Source organism: Carnobacterium sp. GW821-FHT04C06, assembly GCF_059420345.1.
This window is the reverse complement of the sequence record NZ_JBWKTN010000005.1, coordinates 202,429-218,943: the sequence shown is the minus strand read 5'-3', so window position 1 is coordinate 218,943 and position 16,515 is coordinate 202,429. Positions and strand designations below refer to the sequence as shown.

The following is a 16,515-nucleotide window of genomic DNA, read 5'->3' as shown; positions in this document are numbered from 1 at the left end:
TATAAATAGATGATTTATCAGACTTTAGGCGGTTTATTTATGAATAAATTAATGTATACTGTAATAAGTGTATGAAATTTTAGATAGGGGTTTGGAAAATGGAAAAAACAACAATCAAATGGGTGGAAACGTTAACAACTATCCCTTCACCTACTGGAAATACTTATGAAATTATCAACTATATTAAGAAGTATCTTGAAACACTTGGATATGAAACAAAAGTCAATCATAAAGGGAGTTTAATTGTCACTGTTAAGGGCACTAATCATGAACAACATCGTTTTGTGACGGCTCACGTTGACACATTAGGTGCAATGGTAAGAGGGATTAAGCCTGACGGTCGCTTAAAACTAGATTTAGTTGGTGGGTTTAAATACAATGCAATCGAAGGGGAATACTGCCAAATTCAAACAACGCATGGAAAAACATATAGTGGAACAATTTTAATGCACCAAACGAGCGTTCATGTGTATAAAGATGCAGGCACTGCGGAACGCAATCAAGAAAATATGGAAGTACGAATAGATGAAAAAGTTCGCTCTAAAGAAGAAACAGAAGAACTAGGGATTCAAGTAGGAGATTTTGTTAGTTTTGATCCACGAACAGAAATTACAAAAGCAGGTTTTATTAAATCACGTCATTTAGACGATAAGGTTAGTGTGGCTATTTTACTTCAATTGTTAACAAAATTAAAAAAAGAACAACTTAGTCTGCCACATACAACCCACTTCTTTATTTCAAATAACGAAGAAATTGGGTATGGTGGAAATTCAAATATTAACGATAAGGTAGTAGAGTATCTAGCTGTTGATATGGGAGCGATGGGAGACGATCAGCAAACCGATGAATACTCAGTCTCAATTTGTGTTAAAGATGGTAGCGGACCGTATCATTATGAATTGAGAAAGCAATTAACTGAGTTATGTGAAGCGAATCAAATTCCTTATCAATTGGATATTTATCCTTATTATGGCAGTGATGCATCTGCTGCAATGCGGGCTGGAGCCGATGTGAAACATGCTTTGATTGGTGCAGGCATTGATTCAAGTCATGCTTATGAACGAACACATGAAGAATCAATTGTTGCAACTGAACAGTTAGTTGAAGCGTATTTATTTACTAAAATAATTTAAAAGGGGTAGTAAAAATTATATGGAGTTATTTAAAAAATCAAGTTTAATGTTTTGGAGTATCTGGTTACTTATTATTGCCGTGTTAATTTTTATTTGTACAAAGATTGACTTTCTCTTTGCACCTGTTGGAACATTCATTTCAACATTATTTGCTCCAATCGTGATTGCTGGATTTTTATATTATATGTTGAATCCATTGATCCATTTATTAGAAAAAATGAAAATAAAGCGAGGGTATGGAATTGCCATTATTTTCTTGTTATTAATTGGCGGACTAGTCTTTTTAGCAATGGCAGTAATTCCTAACTTAGTGAGTCAAATCGGACAACTGGTTAACAATGTTCCAAAGTATTTAAAAGATTTAGAATCCAGTTCTAATGATTTAATCAATCAAGGCTGGTTAAAAGATTTAAAACTTGAAGAAAAATTACAAAGTTCTGACTTTTCAATTGAAAAAATTGCAAAAAATGTTTTTAGTGGTGTCACAACTAGCGTAGGCTCTATCGTTGGGGCGGTAACAAACATGACAATTGTCGTATTGACAGTCCCAATTGTATTATTCTATATGTTTAAGGATGGCGATAAATTTGGACCGTCTGTCACAAAATTTGTTCCCTCTGATTATCGAGATAAAGTAAGTGAGTTATTGTCACAAATGAGCAATACAATTGCTTCTTATATTAGTGGACAAGCGCTAGTTTGTTTATTTGTTGGAACCTTTACCTTCATAGGTTATTTGATAATTGATTTACCTTATGGCTTCTTATTAGGCTTTATTGCAGGAATTACGAATATTATTCCCTTTATTGGTCCATATATCGGAATTGCGCCGGCATTAATTATTGGTTTTATTGATTCACCGTTTAAAGCAATTCTAGTATGCGTAGTTGTATTGATTGTCCAACAAATTGATAGCAATCTAATTTCACCTAATGTTATTGGGAAAACATTAGCGATCCATCCTTTAACGATTATTATTATTTTACTAGTTGCTGGAAACATCGCTGGAATTATTGGTATGATTTTAGGAGTACCATTTTATGCAGTAACAAAAACTGTTATTTTATATGTATACGATATATTAAAACTTCGAAAAGAACATCGAGTTACTGAAACTAAAATAGAAAAATAAAAAAAAGAGAACTATTTAAACGAATAGTTCTCTTTTTTTTTATTGAATAGATTGTGCATAGAATCACTATTGTAAGCGCTGTTGCTAATTATCTAACAAACTGTTATTTTAACTAGAAGTAAAAAATTATCGAAACGATAGGTTAAATAATAGATTTCTGAAACTCTTTGTGATATAGTTACTTTGTAATAATGATTATTATTATCAATTAGATAAAGCTAATTGATATCAAATACAAGGAGGAATTCACCTTATGAAAGTAGTAGTAGTAGGCTGTACACATGCAGGAACAGCAGCAGTTAAGACGATTTTAAATGAACATCCAGATGCATCAGTATCAGTATATGAGCGTAATGACAATGTCTCATTTCTATCTTGTGGGATTGCGTTGTATGTTGGTGGAGTTGTGAAAGATCCTGCAGGTTTATTTTATTCAAGTCCTGAAGAACTTGCTTCGATGGGCGCGGAAATTAACATGGAACACAATGTGAAAAATATCGATAATGAGAATAAGGTTGTTTTAATTGAGAATTTAAAAACAGGAGAAACATTTGAAGAAAACTATGATAAATTGGTAATGACAACCGGATCATGGCCAATTATTCCTCCAATTGATGGAATCAATAGTGAAAATATTCTTTTGTGTAAAAACTATAACCAAGCAAATGAAATTATTAAAGAATCAAAAAATGCTAAAAAGATTGTCATTGTTGGTGGTGGCTATATTGGAATTGAATTAGTTGAGGCATTTGCAGAATCTGGCAAGCAAGTAACGCTAGTTGATGGATTAGATCGTATTTTAAACAAATATTTAGATGCTGAATTCACTTCTGTTTTAGAGCATGATTTACAAGAAAGAGGCGTTACGCTAGCTTTAAACCAAACAGTCGAGAAATTTGTTGCCAATGAATCAGGTGCTGTGACAGCTGTGAAAACACCAGTTGGAGAATATGAGGCTGATTTAGTTATTTTATGTGTTGGATTTAAACCAAATACTGATTTGTTGAAGGATAAAGTAGAGATGTTGCCAAATGGTGCCATCGTAGTGGATGAATATATGAGAACAAGCGATGAAGCGATTTTTGCTGCTGGCGATAGTTGCGCGGTTCATTATAACCCAACTGGAGGCTCTGCGTATATTCCGTTAGCTACAAATGCAGTTAGAATGGGAGCTTTAGTTGGAAAAAATATTGTTTCTCCAACAGTTAAATATCGTGGCACGCAAGCAACTTCTGGTTTATATTTATTTGGTTTTAATATAGGTTCAACCGGATTGACTGAAAATAGCGCTCCTCATTTTGGCGTAGAGGTTCGTTCAGTAGTTGTAGAAGATAATTATCGTCCAGAGTTTATGCCGACAACAGAGAAAGTAACGATGAAATTAGTTTATGAAGTAGGAACGAATCGGATTGTTGGAGGTCAAATCATGTCAAAATATGATGTGACACAATCTGCCAATACGTTATCTTTATGTGTTCAAAATAAAATGACGATTGAGGATTTGGCTTATGTAGATTTCTTCTTCCAACCTCACTTTGATCGTCCTTGGAACTATTTAAATATTTTAGCGCAAGCAGCTGTTGAGCAAGAGCGTAAACTAGCAAAATAAAATGGACTATATATAGGAAGCTAAAGATTCAGTTCTCTGAATCTTTAGCTTTTTTTATGATATTTTTTTAATTTCAATTTTGACACAAATTATGATAAAGTAAAAACAGCTTTTAAAAAAAGGAGTGGAAATATGAAAAGAAGAAATCAAGTTTTTGCTTCTATTATAGCCATTATATTTATTGGAATAGGCACTTTTTTTGTTACTGATGATCAAACAAAAGGTCCAAGTGAAGATACAAAACGAACAGCAGTTGAACTAGAAAGAGTCGTTGACGGAGACACGATTATTATGAGAGAAGAAGGCGAACGTAAACGAATGCGTTTGCTGCTGGTGGATACTCCAGAAAGCAACACTCAAAAAACTGGTAAAGCACAGCCTTTTGGTAAAGAAGCCAAAGAATTTTTAACGGAGTATTTGAAAGGTAAAGAACTATCGATCGTTTATGATCCTAACCATGATGCAGTTGATCAATATAATCGGGTCTTAGCTTATTTGTATGCAGATGATGAATTAGTCGAAGAAGTTCTTGTAAGAGAAGGATTAGCACGAGTTGGCTATTTTAATGGTAAAGAACTATATTATGACATTATCAACCAGGCAGAAAAAGAGGCAAAAGCGGATCGAAAGAATATTTGGTCGATTAAAGATTATGTTGGAAAAAAAGGATTCAATGAAATTAAAAAAGAAAGTTACACTAGTTATTAATATCAGGTCAAAGATTGTCAAACTTCGTTAGATGTGCTATGATTGAATTCACTAAAAATATCGAAAATAGAAAGAGGAGTGGATGTTTGAATGACCCCTGACCCTGGTAGTCAGTCGATTGTAGGACAGTTGATTTTAATTTTAGCTTTAACGTTTTTAAATGCTTTTTTTGCTTCAGCAGAAATAGCGTTAGTTTCTCTTAATAAGAATAAAATGGAAAACCAAGCAAATGAGGGTGATCGCAAAGCGCAAAAGTTAGTAAAGCTGCTTGAAAACCCAAATAGTTTTTTAGCAACAATCCAAGTAGGAATTACATTGGCAGGATTCTTTTCCAGTGCATCAGCAGCAACGAGTATTGCCACTAGATTGGAGCCTGTTTTTAATTACGAACCTTGGGCTAAAGAGGTTTCTATTATTATTGTTACGGTTGTTTTATCTTATGTTACATTGGTTTTTGGAGAATTGTATCCAAAAAGAATTGCGATGCAAAAAGCAGAAGAAGTTTCCAAAATGAGTGTTGGCATTATTTCACTGATTGAAAAACTAATGAAGCCTTTTGTTGCCTTTCTTTCCTTTTCGACAAACATCTTGGTGAAACTGACACCGATGGAAATCGATCTTAACGAAGATAAATTAACAAGAGAAGAAATGCGTTTTATAATTGAAAGCGGTCAAAAAGACGGTGTGTTAGAAGCTTCTGAATTTCACATGTTAAAAGGTGTCTTTTCGTTAGATACTAAAATGGCAAGAGAAATTATGGTTCCAAGAACTGACACATTTATGATTGATATCAATGACAGTGACGATATGAATATTGACTTATTATTAGATTGTAAATATTCAAGAGTTCCTGTTTATGAAGAAGACAAAGATAAGATTATTGGCGTAATTCATTTAAAAAATATCTTGAAAGAAGCTCGAAGAGTTGGATTTGAAAAACTAGTCATTAAAGATACAATTAATGAAGCTTTATTTGTTCCTGAAACGATTTTTACAGATGATTTATTATTTGAATTAAAGAAAACTCAAAATCAAATGGCCATTCTTTTAGATGAATATGGCGGAGTTGTTGGGATTGTAACTCTTGAAGATTTAGTAGAAGAAATCGTTGGTGAAATTGAAGATGAGTATGATGAAATTTCAGATTTATACGCAAAAATCGATGATGGTAGTTATCTTGTACAAGGCCGAATGCCAATCGAGAAATTCAATGATTTGTTTGAAGTTGAAATTGAAGGAAAAGATGTAGATACGATTGCAGGCTATATGCTGACAGAACTGGGGACGATTCCAGAACAAGGCGAACATTTAACATTAGTAACGGAATCAATTGAATTGACAACTCAAGAAGTAGAAAATTCACGATTAGTTAGTATTCTTGTCAAACCGTTATCTATTTAACCAAAAACCCCGTAAACATTTTTTGTTTATGGGGTTTTTTATTTAAGTATTTAGCAAAAAGCATCCCTTATATTGCTGATGAAAAAATTCATATAGCCAGATAAAATAGCTTCGAAGCTCAATGTGAAAAAACTATGAATAGCAATCGAAAAATCAAAAAGTTTCTGATAGCTGATCGTTAATAGATTAATTTCTTTAGCCTGTTGTAAATAGCGAAGCAAGTATTCTTCATATGAAAAAATCATTTTCCGCATATCTTCAAGAGAAGTGGACAGCGCAGCGCGATCTTCTCCAAATTGATAGTGTAGTTTTTGTAACGAAGCAGCATTAAAATTAGTTTCAATCGCTTGTTGAAACATATAATGTACTTGATCTTTGATATTTTTTCCAAATTCAGTATATCTTGAGCGTAGTTGATATTCTTTTGTCAGAATATACTCTTTCTGATACCAACCTTCAATGATTTCATTTTTATGAGGTTCAATAAAATTTGCAATAACTTGGTATGTTGACTCTATCATCAAATCTCCTCCCACTATAATAAATAGTTTAACTAAATGATAATCATAAGTCTATTCTTTCTAATGAAAAAGTGAAAAATAGACATAAATGTTGGTTGAAAATAAGAAACTTCAAAAATTGGTATTCAAAAAGGGTGAGAAAATGTTATAATAGTTGAGTTAATGCGATTTTTTTAAATTTTTAAATAAAAATCAACGGAATGAAATATCTGCTTCATAAAATAACTAATAAAATGAGGAACAGTCTAATGTAGCTGATTACTATAAATAAGAACAATAACGAGTTGTAAATTAACAATAAAGAATAGAATAAAAAAACAATTAAATGAGGGATTATCTATGGATCAAAAGTTAAAAGAAGAAGTACAATCACGGAAGACATTTGCGATTATTTCCCATCCAGATGCGGGTAAAACAACTATTACAGAACAATTACTATTGTTTGGTGGTGCGATTCGCCAAGCAGGAACAGTTAAAGGAAAAAAATCAGGTAAGTTTGCAAAATCCGATTGGATGGAGATTGAAAAACAACGTGGAATCTCAGTAACAAGTTCCGTGATGCAATTTGATTACGATGGAAAACGTATCAATATTTTAGACACACCAGGACATGAGGATTTTTCTGAGGATACGTATCGTACGTTAATGGCAGTAGATAGTGCTGTGATGGTTATCGATAGTGCTAAAGGGATTGAACCACAAACAAAAAAACTATTTAAAGTTTGTCGTATGCGTGGGATTCCTATTTTTACTTTTATCAATAAGTTGGATCGTGATGGACAAGAGCCATTGGATTTATTAGCAGAACTTGAAGAAGTATTGGAGATTGATTCATACCCAATGAATTGGCCAATCGGTATGGGAAAAGGTTTACTTGGTTTATATGACAATTACCACAAAAAAATCGAGATTCACCGTCCTGAAGAAAATGGTGGAGAGCGATTTATCGATTTAAATGAAGATGGCGAAATTGAAGGCGATCATCCAATTAAAATGTCTACCTTATACGATCAAGCGTTAGAAGATGTGGCTCTTTTAAATGAAGCTGGCAATAGCTTTTCTGAAGAACGAGTAGCCAACGGTGAGTTAACTCCAGTCTTTTTCGGTTCAGCGTTGACAAACTTTGGTGTCGAAACCTTCTTGAATACCTATTTAGACTTTGCTCCAAGTCCAACTGCTCATCGCGATGAAGATGGCGAGGCAATTAGTCCTTACAGCGATGAATTTTCTGGTTTTATTTTCAAAATTCAAGCGAATATGAATCCAGCTCACCGTGACCGTATTGCCTTTGTTCGAATTTGCTCAGGTGAATTTGATCGTGGTATGGATGTAACGCTAGCGCGGACAAATAAAAAAATTAAATTAGGTAATTCAACTCAGTTTATGGCTGAAAGTCGAGAAACGGTTCAAAAGGCCGTAGCAGGAGATATTATTGGGTTATACGATACAGGTAATTTCCAAATTGGCGATACTTTATATGCTGGGAAAATGAATGTTCAGTATGAAAAATTGCCACAATTTACACCAGAAATGTTTATGAAAGTAAACGCTAAAAATGTGATGAAACAAAAATCATTCCATAAAGGCGTAAATCAATTAGTTCAAGAAGGTGCGATTCAGTTGTACCGTACGTTCCACACGGAAGATTATATTCTTGGAGCGGTCGGTCAGTTGCAATTTGAAGTGTTCCAATATCGTATGTTACATGAGTACAATGCGGAAGTTGTAATGACACCAATGGGTTCAAAAATTGCTCGCTGGATTAAGCCAGAAGATTTGGATGAGAATATGTCATCAAGTCGTAACTTGCTTGTTAAGGATCGTCACGACCAACCATTATTCCTATTTGAAAATCAATTTGCAATGCGTTGGTTTGCGGATAAATATCCGGATATTGAATTAACTTCTTTACTGTAAAATAAACGGTAATAGAAATTATTTTCATCAGAGTTCCATTTTGTCAAACTTTGATAAAATGGGACTCTTTTTGATTAATTTTTCAAAATTAGTCAAAAGTCTATTGGGACATAGCTAACTAAATAAGCTTAAAAAGCCACTCATTTTTATGAATGGCTACAAATTTTTTTTGAAAGTTGAGAATGATTTAGTTTATTTAGGAACTTTATTATCTTTTTCCCATTCTATTATATAATGAGCTAATGAAACGGTAATCACTTTTTTTAGTGAAACATCAACCTTTTCAATGTGGTGTGGAATTGAATTCATAGAGAGCATATCTTCAGAAAGCTGAAGTAGGAGAGTCTGGGTATCACCAAAATTTTTTTCAGAATAAATAATGCCAACTTGGCCAAATTCATTTGTTAGTACTGTAAGAGATTTTTGGGTGTTAAGTGTCCATCCGTACGCTAAGTTAAATGTATTCATCATCACTTCTCCTTTTTAGGTAATTATACTATATAGTGCATGCTATTATCTAATGGATTACTTAAAATAAGGATACTCAATCTGATTATTAAAAAAACTTTTTATTCTATGTCCTAAAAAAACGGTTATCTTCTAATTTTATTAGAAGATAACCGTTTTTAAGCTGTTGCAAGTGAAACCTCCACTAAATTAGGAGATTGTAAAATATCAACTTGCTCGGGTGTCGAATTAAGTATTTCTGAAATTGCATAGCTAATTTCATTATTTTTTATTTGGCGTTCTTTATTGGTTAACACAACGTCTTTATGTGTGTCTGCTCCAGAAAAAATAACCGTGGTTGGTCCTAATGAATATACTTTGATAAAAGTTGCATCGGTATTTCCTAATTGTTCAGCTACTAATGAAGAGTGGTTATTTGTCACATCAATTAATTTCATCTCTCGTCACCTCATTTTATAAAATCGCTTACTTTCAATTATTATATAACTTTTTAACAATGATTTCAAAGATAATCGCTTGGTAGTTTTACTAGGATTCTCATATTTTAATTAAAATATGATATGATAGGAATTAAGTGATTTATTTTCTTAAGTGTGAGTTACAAATTTGTACGCTAAGGATTGCAAGGAGGGTGGTAAGAAGTTGCAACGTAAAAAAATAGTTCCTTATTTATTTAGCCGTTTTTCATCTATTCAAATTATTGTGTCATTTTATTTTATGGCTGTTTTGGTTGCGGCTATTTTATTAAGCTTGCCAATTTTTCAAAAGCCAGGTGTTCACCTTTCATTAATTGATATTTTATTTACTGCAGTAAGTACGATTAGTGTAACCGGATTGAGTACTATTGATTTAGGTGAAACGTATAACCGCGGTGGTATTGCTTTGTTAGGTGTTTTATTTCAGCTTGGAAGTTTAGGGATTATGATGGTTTCTACGTCTTTTTTTATTTTATCTAAAAAAAGAATTTCATTGAAACAGCGTCAGTTGATTATGACAGATATGAACCAACCCAATTTAAGTGGAATTGTGCGGTTGATTCGCAATGCGTTGGTTATTATCATCGGTTTTCAGCTAGTTGGAGGAATTATTCTTAGCCTACATTTTCTGGGGTACTACGACTCAATCAAAGATGCTCTTTTTTATGGTTTTTATACGGCTGTCTCGGCTGTTACTAATTCAGGAGCTGATATTACTGGGAATTCTTTAATGGATTTTTCAACTGATTACTTTGTGCAATTCATTGTGATGTTTTTAATTGTTGTTGGTGGAATTGGATTTCCTGTTTTGATTGAGATTAAGGCTTTTTTTAAATACCGCAAAAAACCTCATGATTTGCCTTTTCGTTTTTCGTTGTTTACTAAATTATCAGTTTATTCATTTCTCGTTTTATTTATTTTAGGAACCGTTTTGATTTGGTTGTTGGAATCGAGTGCGTTCTTTAAAGGAATGAATTTTACAGAAAGTGCATTTTACTCGATGTTTTATTCTGTGAGTACAAGGAACGCTGGATTAGTAACGACACCAATTAGCAACTTTAGCGATGGGACGTTGTTATTGTTTTCTGTTTTGATGTTTATCGGTGCGAGTCCAAGTTCTGTTGGCGGAGGAGTAAGGACAACTACATTAGCAATTGTGGTGCTTTATTTGTTTTCGTTTATTAGAAGTCGTGAAAATATTAATATTTTTGGTCGTAGAATTCATAACGATGATGTGAAAAAGTCAATCGTTGTTTTAAATTTATCGATTGCGCTTTGTTTTTTTAGTGTATTGGTTTTAAGTGTTACGGAAAAGCATAGTTTGATTTCAATTATTGTTGAGGTATCTTCTGCTTTTGGAACAACGGGTTTATCTATGGGAATCACATCTAGTTTAAGTATATTTGGTCAATTAGTAATTATTTTGTTAATGTTTATTGGTCGAGTAGGGATGTTATACATGCTGATGTTGCTTGTTCCAAAAGAGAAAGAAGATTTAAATTATTTGTATCCGACAGAGAAGATCATTATTGGATAAAATAGAAAAGACACGCTCATCATTAAATGGCGTGTCTTTTTTCTAGTCTTCTATTCTAATGATTTTTTCTGTGGATGTTGCAGGAAGTTTTTCCTTTTGAGCAACAACAATTTCAGATTGATCGTTTAAATGAGCAGAAAGCTCTTTGATTGTCGGATGATCTAAATAAAAATCGGCAATCTTATCTTCAATTTGTTCTTGGATAACACGACGTAGGGGTCTTGCACCCATTTTTGGGTCGTAGCCAAGAGTGGTTAACTTATCTTTTACAGCTTCATCAGCATCAATTGAAATTCCTTGATCGTTAAGCATAGTATTAACGTCTTGTAACATTAAATCTACAATTTGAATAAGATGCGTTTTATCTAACTGATTGAATTCAACAATCGCATCAAAACGATTGATAAATTCTGGTTTAAAGAAATCGGTTAAATGATTTAAGACAGAATGTTGGTTTCCACTTGATGTGGCTCCAAATCCTACACTTGCTTCAACTACACCTGTACCTGCATTACTTGTCATGATAATAATCGTGTCTTTAAAACTTATGGTGCGTCCTTGAGCATCCGTTAGACGTCCATCATCCAGAATTTGTAGAAACATGTGCAAGACATCTGGATGTGCTTTTTCGATCTCATCTAACAAAATAATGCTATAGGGGTTTCTACGCACTTTTTCAGTTAATTGACCCGCTTCATCATAACCAACATAACCAGGAGGAGAACCAATCAGTTTTGCGACACTGTGTTTTTCCATATATTCACTCATATCAAAGCGAATCAGTGAATCTTTAGTACCAAATAACTCAGATGACAGTTGTTTGGCTAATTCTGTTTTCCCAACACCTGTTGGTCCAACAAATAGGAAAGAGCCAATTGGCCGGTCTTTTTTATTTAAACCGATTCTGCTGCGGCGAATCGCTTTTGAAACTTTATCAATTGCTTCGTCTTGTCCAATAACGTGAGATTTTAAGTCAATCGCTAAGTTGCGCAATTGAGTTTGTTCTTTTTCTTTGATATCGCCAACTGGAATATTTGTTTTCATTTCAATGATTTGCTCCATGTCTTTTTCAGTAACAATGGGTTTATCTGATTCTGGTTGTTGTTGATCTCGCATGGCAGAGAATTTAGCTGCTTGATCTCGGTAGAAAGCTGCTTTTTCATAATCTTCGGCTTGCAAAGCGACTTGTTTTTGACGAGCAGCATCAGCAATTTTATCTTCAATAATTTGAGGATCAACCGTTTGAATCGTCAAATTCTTTTTAGAACCTGACTCATCTAATAAATCAATGGCTTTATCGGGTAAGAAGCGATCCTGAATATAACGGTGAGAAAGTGTAACGGCATTTTTTATTGCGTCATCTGTGTAATGAACTTGATGATAGTCTTCGTATTTTTTTTGAATCCCTTTTAAAATTGTGATGGCTTCATCAACTGTTGGTTCATTCACACGGACTGGTTGCATTCTTCTTTCTAGGGCTGCATCTTTTTCAATCGTACGATACTCTTTTAAGGTAGTAGCTCCTACCATTTGTAGTTCACCACGTGCTAAAGCAGGTTTTAACATATTGCCGGCATCCATACTACCTTCAGCGCTACCAGCACCTACTATTTCGTGAACTTCATCAATAAATAGAATGATGTGTGGATTTTTCTTTAATTCATCCATCAATTGTTGCATTCTTTCTTCAAATTGTCCTCGAATTCCTGTTCCTTGAACAAGACTAGCTACATCTAAGCGAATGACTTCTTTATTGGTTAATTTTTGAGGGACTTCGCCGTTAACGATTTTTTGCGCCAATCCTTCAACTACAGCAGTCTTACCTACACCTGGTTCACCAATCAAGACAGGGTTATTTTTAGTCCGACGATTTAAAATTTCAATGACGCGTTCAATTTCGATGTCACGTCCAATTACAGGGTCAATTTCGCCTTTACGAGCTAAATCAGTTAAGTTTGTCCCGTATTCTCCTAGTAATCCATTTTGTTTGCCTTGAGGAGGTATGTTACTTCCTCCACGACCGCCGCTTTGAGTAGGAGGAGTGGCAGATTGATTTGAAAGTGCTTGGTTTTGGAAGGCTTTGAAAAATTCATCTAGCCCACCCATTCCAAATGGATCTGGTGTTTGTCGGTTCATTTTAAGTTCACCACGTTCCTTTGCATCTTTTAATAGTTGATAGCAATTTTGACATAAGTCAATTTGTCCACGTTGTCCATTCATATTTGTATATAGGTGAATTGTTGATTCAGTTTGGTTACAATTTTGACATAACATAAGTGTCACAACCTTTCAGTTCATAGTTGATTTTTAGCTTTAGAAGGGCAAATTAAATAGTTGACCAATGTTGACCTTCTAGATGATAGTATACACTGACCTTTACTGACTTTCAAGTAATTTGTCTTTTACTTTTGAGCAAAAATCTACTAAAATATAGAAGAGCGAGTTTTTAAAGGAGTGAGTGCTTGAAAGAATTAATCAGAACGCTTTTGTTTTTCGGATTTGTAATTTGTGGAATCAGTGGTCCGTTTGTTTTCATTCAAGCTGATGTTCGTACATTGTTAGTCTTTTTTATTGTTTTTTTAAGTCTGGGTTTTGGATACGTTGTGCTTTATTTAATTAGTGAATACCCAGTTTGGGTAGGATTAATGATTGTTTGTGTCATTATTGGCGTGACTTTTAGTATTGAGTGGATTAGTATGGTTACAGATAATACGAGCTTTTTAAGTCAGCAAGCAATTGAAATGAATGATTATTTTCATCAATTAATCCCATTGGGAATAGGCTTTATCTGGGTCATGATGATTGCAATGTCTCATGTTTTATGGAAACAACTTACAAAATCAATTCATCACCGGTTTCGTCGAGGGATTTGTTATGTAGTTGGAGCGACAATGGCGTCTCTAAGTTTGGAATTACTCTTAGCTCCGATGATTTTAAATATTAAAAGATATGAATGGTTGCAAGGAGGAGACTTTATTTACGGTGTTGTTTCTTACACCGTTTACATTACCTGGGCAATTGTTATTTTGTTATTGCATACGTTTATTTTAATATTTGTGGTATTATCGGATAATTGGCATAGGCGTCTTGAGTGGAAATCAAGGCATCAGTTATTATTACTCGATTTAGTTTTTTCCTTATATGCATTAGGGTTAGGACTATTTGCTAAGATGTATCTGGCTTCCTTTATCTTTATAGTATTTAATGGGCTTTTTACACTTGTCTATTATTTGTCGAAAAAGAAACAGAAAAAGGATTAATAAAAAAGCAGAAAGTAGGTGTTCATTTGACAAATGAAGAGATGAATCAGCAGTTAGAACAGTTGGTAAACAAAGAAATTTCAGAGCTACTAATTAAGAAAGAAGACTTCATTACCTTCCGAAATTGTTGGCTTAAACATCCTGAAAAAGATCGGATTATTGGGGAAGCTAAACTTTTGGGAGAAGTGGTCTACCGTTATGTTTCTTAAAAAAAGAATAAAGTAACTAAAGAAACGAAGAAAATGGTTGTAGATTATCAAAAAAAATGGTAATCTTTAAAGATGAAAGGGTTATTTTCTGTGTTGTTTATTCAAACAGGGCTAACTCTAAATAAAATAATTTTTTTTAAAGGAGACTTCTTATAATGGAAAAACGCGAATTTCATGTGGTAGCAGATACAGGGATCCATGCACGCCCAGCTACACTTTTGGTGCAATCAGCAAGTAAATTTAACTCAGATATCAACTTAGAATACAAAGGTAAATCAGTTAATCTTAAATCAATCATGGGCGTTATGTCTCTTGGTGTTGGTCAAGGTGCTGACGTTGTAATCACTGCTGAGGGCGCTGATGAAGCAGACGCAATCAATGCAATTGCAGACACAATGAAGAAAGAAGGCTTAGCTGAATAATGGTTGAAATGTTAAAAGGGATTGCTGCAAGTGATGGCGTTGCTATTGCTAAAGCATATATGCTAATTGAACCCGATTTATCATTCAACAAAATTACAGTTGAGGATTCTGACTCAGAAGTTGAACGTCTTGCAAAAGCATTAGATAAAGCAAAAGAAGAACTTGAAATGATTCGTCAAAAAGCTGTTGAAAGCTTAGGAGAAGAAGAAGCTCAAGTTTTTGATGCTCACTTAATGGTTCTGTCTGATCCAGAATTAATCGGGAGTATTGAAAGCAATATCAAAGATAATAAAGTGAATGCTGAAAGCGGATTAAAAGAAGTTACGGATATGTTTATCGGTATGTTTGAAGGTATGGAAGATAATCCTTACATGCAAGAACGTGCAGCAGATATCAAAGATGTAACAAAACGTGTTCTAAGTCATTTATTAGGTGTTAAATTACCAAGTCCATCAATGATTAACGAAGAAGTTATCGTTGTAGCACATGATTTAACTCCAAGTGATACAGCACAGCTTGATCGTAAATTTGTAAAAGCTTTTGTAACTGATATCGGCGGACGTACGTCTCACTCTGCAATTATGGCTCGTTCTCTTGAGATTCCAGCAATCGTTGGAACAAAAGAAATTACAGCTAAAGTTAAAGATGGCGATATGATCGTGATTGACGGACTTGAAGGGGATGTACTTGTACACCCAGCAGATAGCGATGTTAAAACGTATGAAGCAAAAGCAAAAGCATTCGCAGATCAAAAAGCTGAATGGAACAAATTAAAAAATGAAGCAACCGTTACTTTAGATGGCAAACACATTGAATTAGCTGCTAATATTGGAACACCAAAAGATTTAGTTGGTGTTAAAGATAACGGTGGAGAAGCTGTTGGATTATACAGAACTGAATTCCTTTATATGGATTCACCTGATTTCCCATCAGAAGAAGATCAATTCATTGCTTATAAAGCCGTTCTTGAAGGTATGGAAGGCAAAGCTGTCGTAGTTCGTACAATGGATATTGGTGGGGATAAAGAACTTCCTTACTTAACATTGCCACACGAAATGAATCCTTTCTTAGGATATCGTGCGATTCGTATTTGTTTAGCACAACCTGATATGTTCCGTACACAGTTACGTGCATTATTACGTGCTTCTGTATTTGGTAAATTACGCATTATGTTCCCAATGATTGCAACACTTGGCGAGTTCCGTCAAGCAAAAGCAATGTTGATGGAAGAAAAAGCAAAATTAGTTTCTGAAGGTGTTTCAGTTGCAGATGACATTCAAGTAGGTATCATGATTGAAATCCCAGCTGCTGCAGTTATTGCTGATAAATTTGCTAAAGAAGTTGACTTTTTCAGTATTGGAACAAATGACTTGATTCAATACACAATGGCAGCAGACCGTATGAACGAACGCGTTTCGTACTTGTACCAACCTTATAACCCATCAATTTTACGCTTAATTAAAAACGTAATTGATGCTTCTCACAAAGAAGGAAAATGGACGGGTATGTGTGGCGAAATGGCTGGAGATCAAACAGCTGTACCATTATTAATGGGTCTTGGTTTAGATGAATTTTCTATGAGTGCTTCAAGTATCTTGAAAACTCGTAGCTTGATGAAACGTCTAGATACAACTAAAATGGCTGAATTAGCTGATAAAGCAATCAATGATTGTGATACTGCTGAAGAAGTTGTTGCATTGGTTGAGTCATATACTAAATAAA

General features: G+C 34.0%; 15 protein-coding genes. 11 read left to right on the top strand and 4 right to left on the bottom strand.

Annotated features, from left to right (window positions below):
* Window positions 1-98 precede the first annotated feature (98 nt).
* The 5 genes from AC07SW_RS10505 to AC07SW_RS10485 all read left to right on the top strand — a co-directional run bounded on the left by AC07SW_RS10505 (window position 99) and on the right by AC07SW_RS10485 (window position 5,983).
* Window positions 99-1,133, top strand: a complete 1,035-nt coding sequence (locus AC07SW_RS10505) for a M42 family metallopeptidase (RefSeq protein WP_485442055.1) — start codon at window positions 99-101, stop codon at window positions 1,131-1,133.
* Between the two features lie 19 nt (window positions 1,134-1,152).
* Window positions 1,153-2,265, top strand: a complete 1,113-nt coding sequence (locus tag AC07SW_RS10500; protein WP_119907879.1) for an AI-2E family transporter — start codon at window positions 1,153-1,155, stop codon at window positions 2,263-2,265.
* Window positions 2,266-2,518: 253 nt separating this feature from the next.
* Window positions 2,519-3,874: an FAD-dependent oxidoreductase gene (locus tag AC07SW_RS10495; RefSeq protein ID WP_119907880.1), complete on the top strand. Its 1,356-nt coding sequence runs from the start codon at window positions 2,519-2,521 to the stop codon at window positions 3,872-3,874.
* Window positions 3,875-4,006: 132 nt separating this feature from the next.
* Window positions 4,007-4,582: a thermonuclease family protein gene (locus AC07SW_RS10490; RefSeq protein WP_494632844.1), complete on the top strand. Its 576-nt coding sequence runs from the start codon at window positions 4,007-4,009 to the stop codon at window positions 4,580-4,582.
* A 90-nt stretch (window positions 4,583-4,672) separates the two neighbouring features.
* Window positions 4,673-5,983, top strand: coding sequence for a hemolysin family protein (locus tag AC07SW_RS10485; protein WP_119907882.1), 1,311 nt, complete (start codon window positions 4,673-4,675; stop codon window positions 5,981-5,983).
* A 50-nt stretch (window positions 5,984-6,033) separates the two neighbouring features.
* Here the strand turns inward: AC07SW_RS10485 and AC07SW_RS10480 are convergent, their stop codons facing one another.
* Window positions 6,034-6,504, bottom strand: a complete 471-nt coding sequence (locus AC07SW_RS10480; protein ID WP_034570353.1) for a hypothetical protein — start codon at window positions 6,502-6,504, stop codon at window positions 6,034-6,036.
* 339 nt (window positions 6,505-6,843) lie between these two features.
* Here AC07SW_RS10480 and AC07SW_RS10475 point away from each other — a divergent pair, with 339 nt between their 5' ends.
* Window positions 6,844-8,421, top strand: coding sequence for a peptide chain release factor 3 (locus AC07SW_RS10475; protein ID WP_034570351.1), 1,578 nt, complete (start codon window positions 6,844-6,846; stop codon window positions 8,419-8,421).
* A gap of 192 nt (window positions 8,422-8,613) precedes the next feature.
* Here the strand turns inward: AC07SW_RS10475 and AC07SW_RS10470 are convergent, their stop codons facing one another.
* Both AC07SW_RS10470 and AC07SW_RS10465 read right to left on the bottom strand, forming a co-directional pair.
* Complete coding sequence (locus AC07SW_RS10470) at window positions 8,614-8,889, bottom strand: hypothetical protein (RefSeq protein ID WP_494632842.1); 276 nt, start codon at window positions 8,887-8,889, stop codon at window positions 8,614-8,616.
* Window positions 8,890-9,047: 158 nt separating this feature from the next.
* Window positions 9,048-9,326, bottom strand: coding sequence for a DUF1827 family protein (locus AC07SW_RS10465; RefSeq protein WP_034570346.1), 279 nt, complete (start codon window positions 9,324-9,326; stop codon window positions 9,048-9,050).
* A gap of 205 nt (window positions 9,327-9,531) precedes the next feature.
* Between AC07SW_RS10465 and AC07SW_RS10460 the strand changes: the two genes are divergently transcribed.
* Window positions 9,532-10,902 carry a TrkH family potassium uptake protein gene (locus AC07SW_RS10460; protein ID WP_119907884.1) on the top strand — a complete coding sequence of 457 codons (1,371 nt, stop codon included), beginning with the start codon at window positions 9,532-9,534 and terminating at the stop codon, window positions 10,900-10,902.
* A gap of 42 nt (window positions 10,903-10,944) precedes the next feature.
* Here AC07SW_RS10460 and AC07SW_RS10455 read toward each other — a convergent pair whose 3' ends face one another.
* Complete coding sequence (locus AC07SW_RS10455) at window positions 10,945-13,176, bottom strand: ATP-dependent Clp protease ATP-binding subunit (RefSeq protein WP_463684950.1); 2,232 nt, start codon at window positions 13,174-13,176, stop codon at window positions 10,945-10,947.
* A gap of 188 nt (window positions 13,177-13,364) precedes the next feature.
* On the opposite strand from AC07SW_RS10455, the gene AC07SW_RS10450 reads away from it, so the two are divergent.
* The 4 genes from AC07SW_RS10450 to ptsP all read left to right on the top strand — a co-directional run bounded on the left by AC07SW_RS10450 (window position 13,365) and on the right by ptsP (window position 16,514).
* A complete protein-coding gene (locus tag AC07SW_RS10450; RefSeq protein ID WP_135025283.1) occupies window positions 13,365-14,162 on the top strand; it encodes a carotenoid biosynthesis protein in 798 nt (265 codons plus the stop codon).
* 26 nt (window positions 14,163-14,188) lie between these two features.
* Window positions 14,189-14,371 carry a protein YkzS gene (gene ykzS / locus AC07SW_RS10445; RefSeq protein WP_034570336.1) on the top strand — a complete coding sequence of 61 codons (183 nt, stop codon included), beginning with the start codon at window positions 14,189-14,191 and terminating at the stop codon, window positions 14,369-14,371.
* A 155-nt stretch (window positions 14,372-14,526) separates the two neighbouring features.
* Window positions 14,527-14,793 carry a phosphocarrier protein HPr gene (locus tag AC07SW_RS10440; RefSeq protein ID WP_034570333.1) on the top strand — a complete coding sequence of 89 codons (267 nt, stop codon included), beginning with the start codon at window positions 14,527-14,529 and terminating at the stop codon, window positions 14,791-14,793.
* Window positions 14,793-16,514: a phosphoenolpyruvate--protein phosphotransferase gene (gene ptsP, locus AC07SW_RS10435; protein ID WP_119907887.1), complete on the top strand. Its 1,722-nt coding sequence runs from the start codon at window positions 14,793-14,795 to the stop codon at window positions 16,512-16,514. The genes AC07SW_RS10440 and ptsP overlap by 1 nt, the downstream gene beginning before the upstream one ends.
* The last annotated feature ends 1 nt before the right edge of the window (window position 16,515 follow it).

Coding starts and splice junctions, on each gene's coding strand:
- AC07SW_RS10440 (WP_034570333.1), top strand. CDS start 14,527: ATGGAAAAACGCGAATTTCATGTGGTAGCAGATACAGGGATCCATGCA.
- AC07SW_RS10465 (WP_034570346.1), bottom strand. CDS start 9,326: ATGAAATTAATTGATGTGACAAATAACCACTCTTCATTAGTAGCTGAA.
- AC07SW_RS10470 (WP_494632842.1), bottom strand. CDS start 8,889: ATGAATACATTTAACTTAGCGTACGGATGGACACTTAACACCCAAAAA.
- AC07SW_RS10495 (WP_119907880.1), top strand. CDS start 2,519: ATGAAAGTAGTAGTAGTAGGCTGTACACATGCAGGAACAGCAGCAGTT.
- AC07SW_RS10490 (WP_494632844.1), top strand. CDS start 4,007: ATGAAAAGAAGAAATCAAGTTTTTGCTTCTATTATAGCCATTATATTT.
- AC07SW_RS10480 (WP_034570353.1), bottom strand. CDS start 6,504: ATGATAGAGTCAACATACCAAGTTATTGCAAATTTTATTGAACCTCAT.
- AC07SW_RS10505 (WP_485442055.1), top strand. CDS start 99: ATGGAAAAAACAACAATCAAATGGGTGGAAACGTTAACAACTATCCCT.
- AC07SW_RS10485 (WP_119907882.1), top strand. CDS start 4,673: ATGACCCCTGACCCTGGTAGTCAGTCGATTGTAGGACAGTTGATTTTA.
- AC07SW_RS10500 (WP_119907879.1), top strand. CDS start 1,153: ATGGAGTTATTTAAAAAATCAAGTTTAATGTTTTGGAGTATCTGGTTA.
- ptsP (WP_119907887.1), top strand. CDS start 14,793: ATGGTTGAAATGTTAAAAGGGATTGCTGCAAGTGATGGCGTTGCTATT.
- AC07SW_RS10475 (WP_034570351.1), top strand. CDS start 6,844: ATGGATCAAAAGTTAAAAGAAGAAGTACAATCACGGAAGACATTTGCG.
- AC07SW_RS10455 (WP_463684950.1), bottom strand. CDS start 13,176: ATGTTATGTCAAAATTGTAACCAAACTGAATCAACAATTCACCTATAT.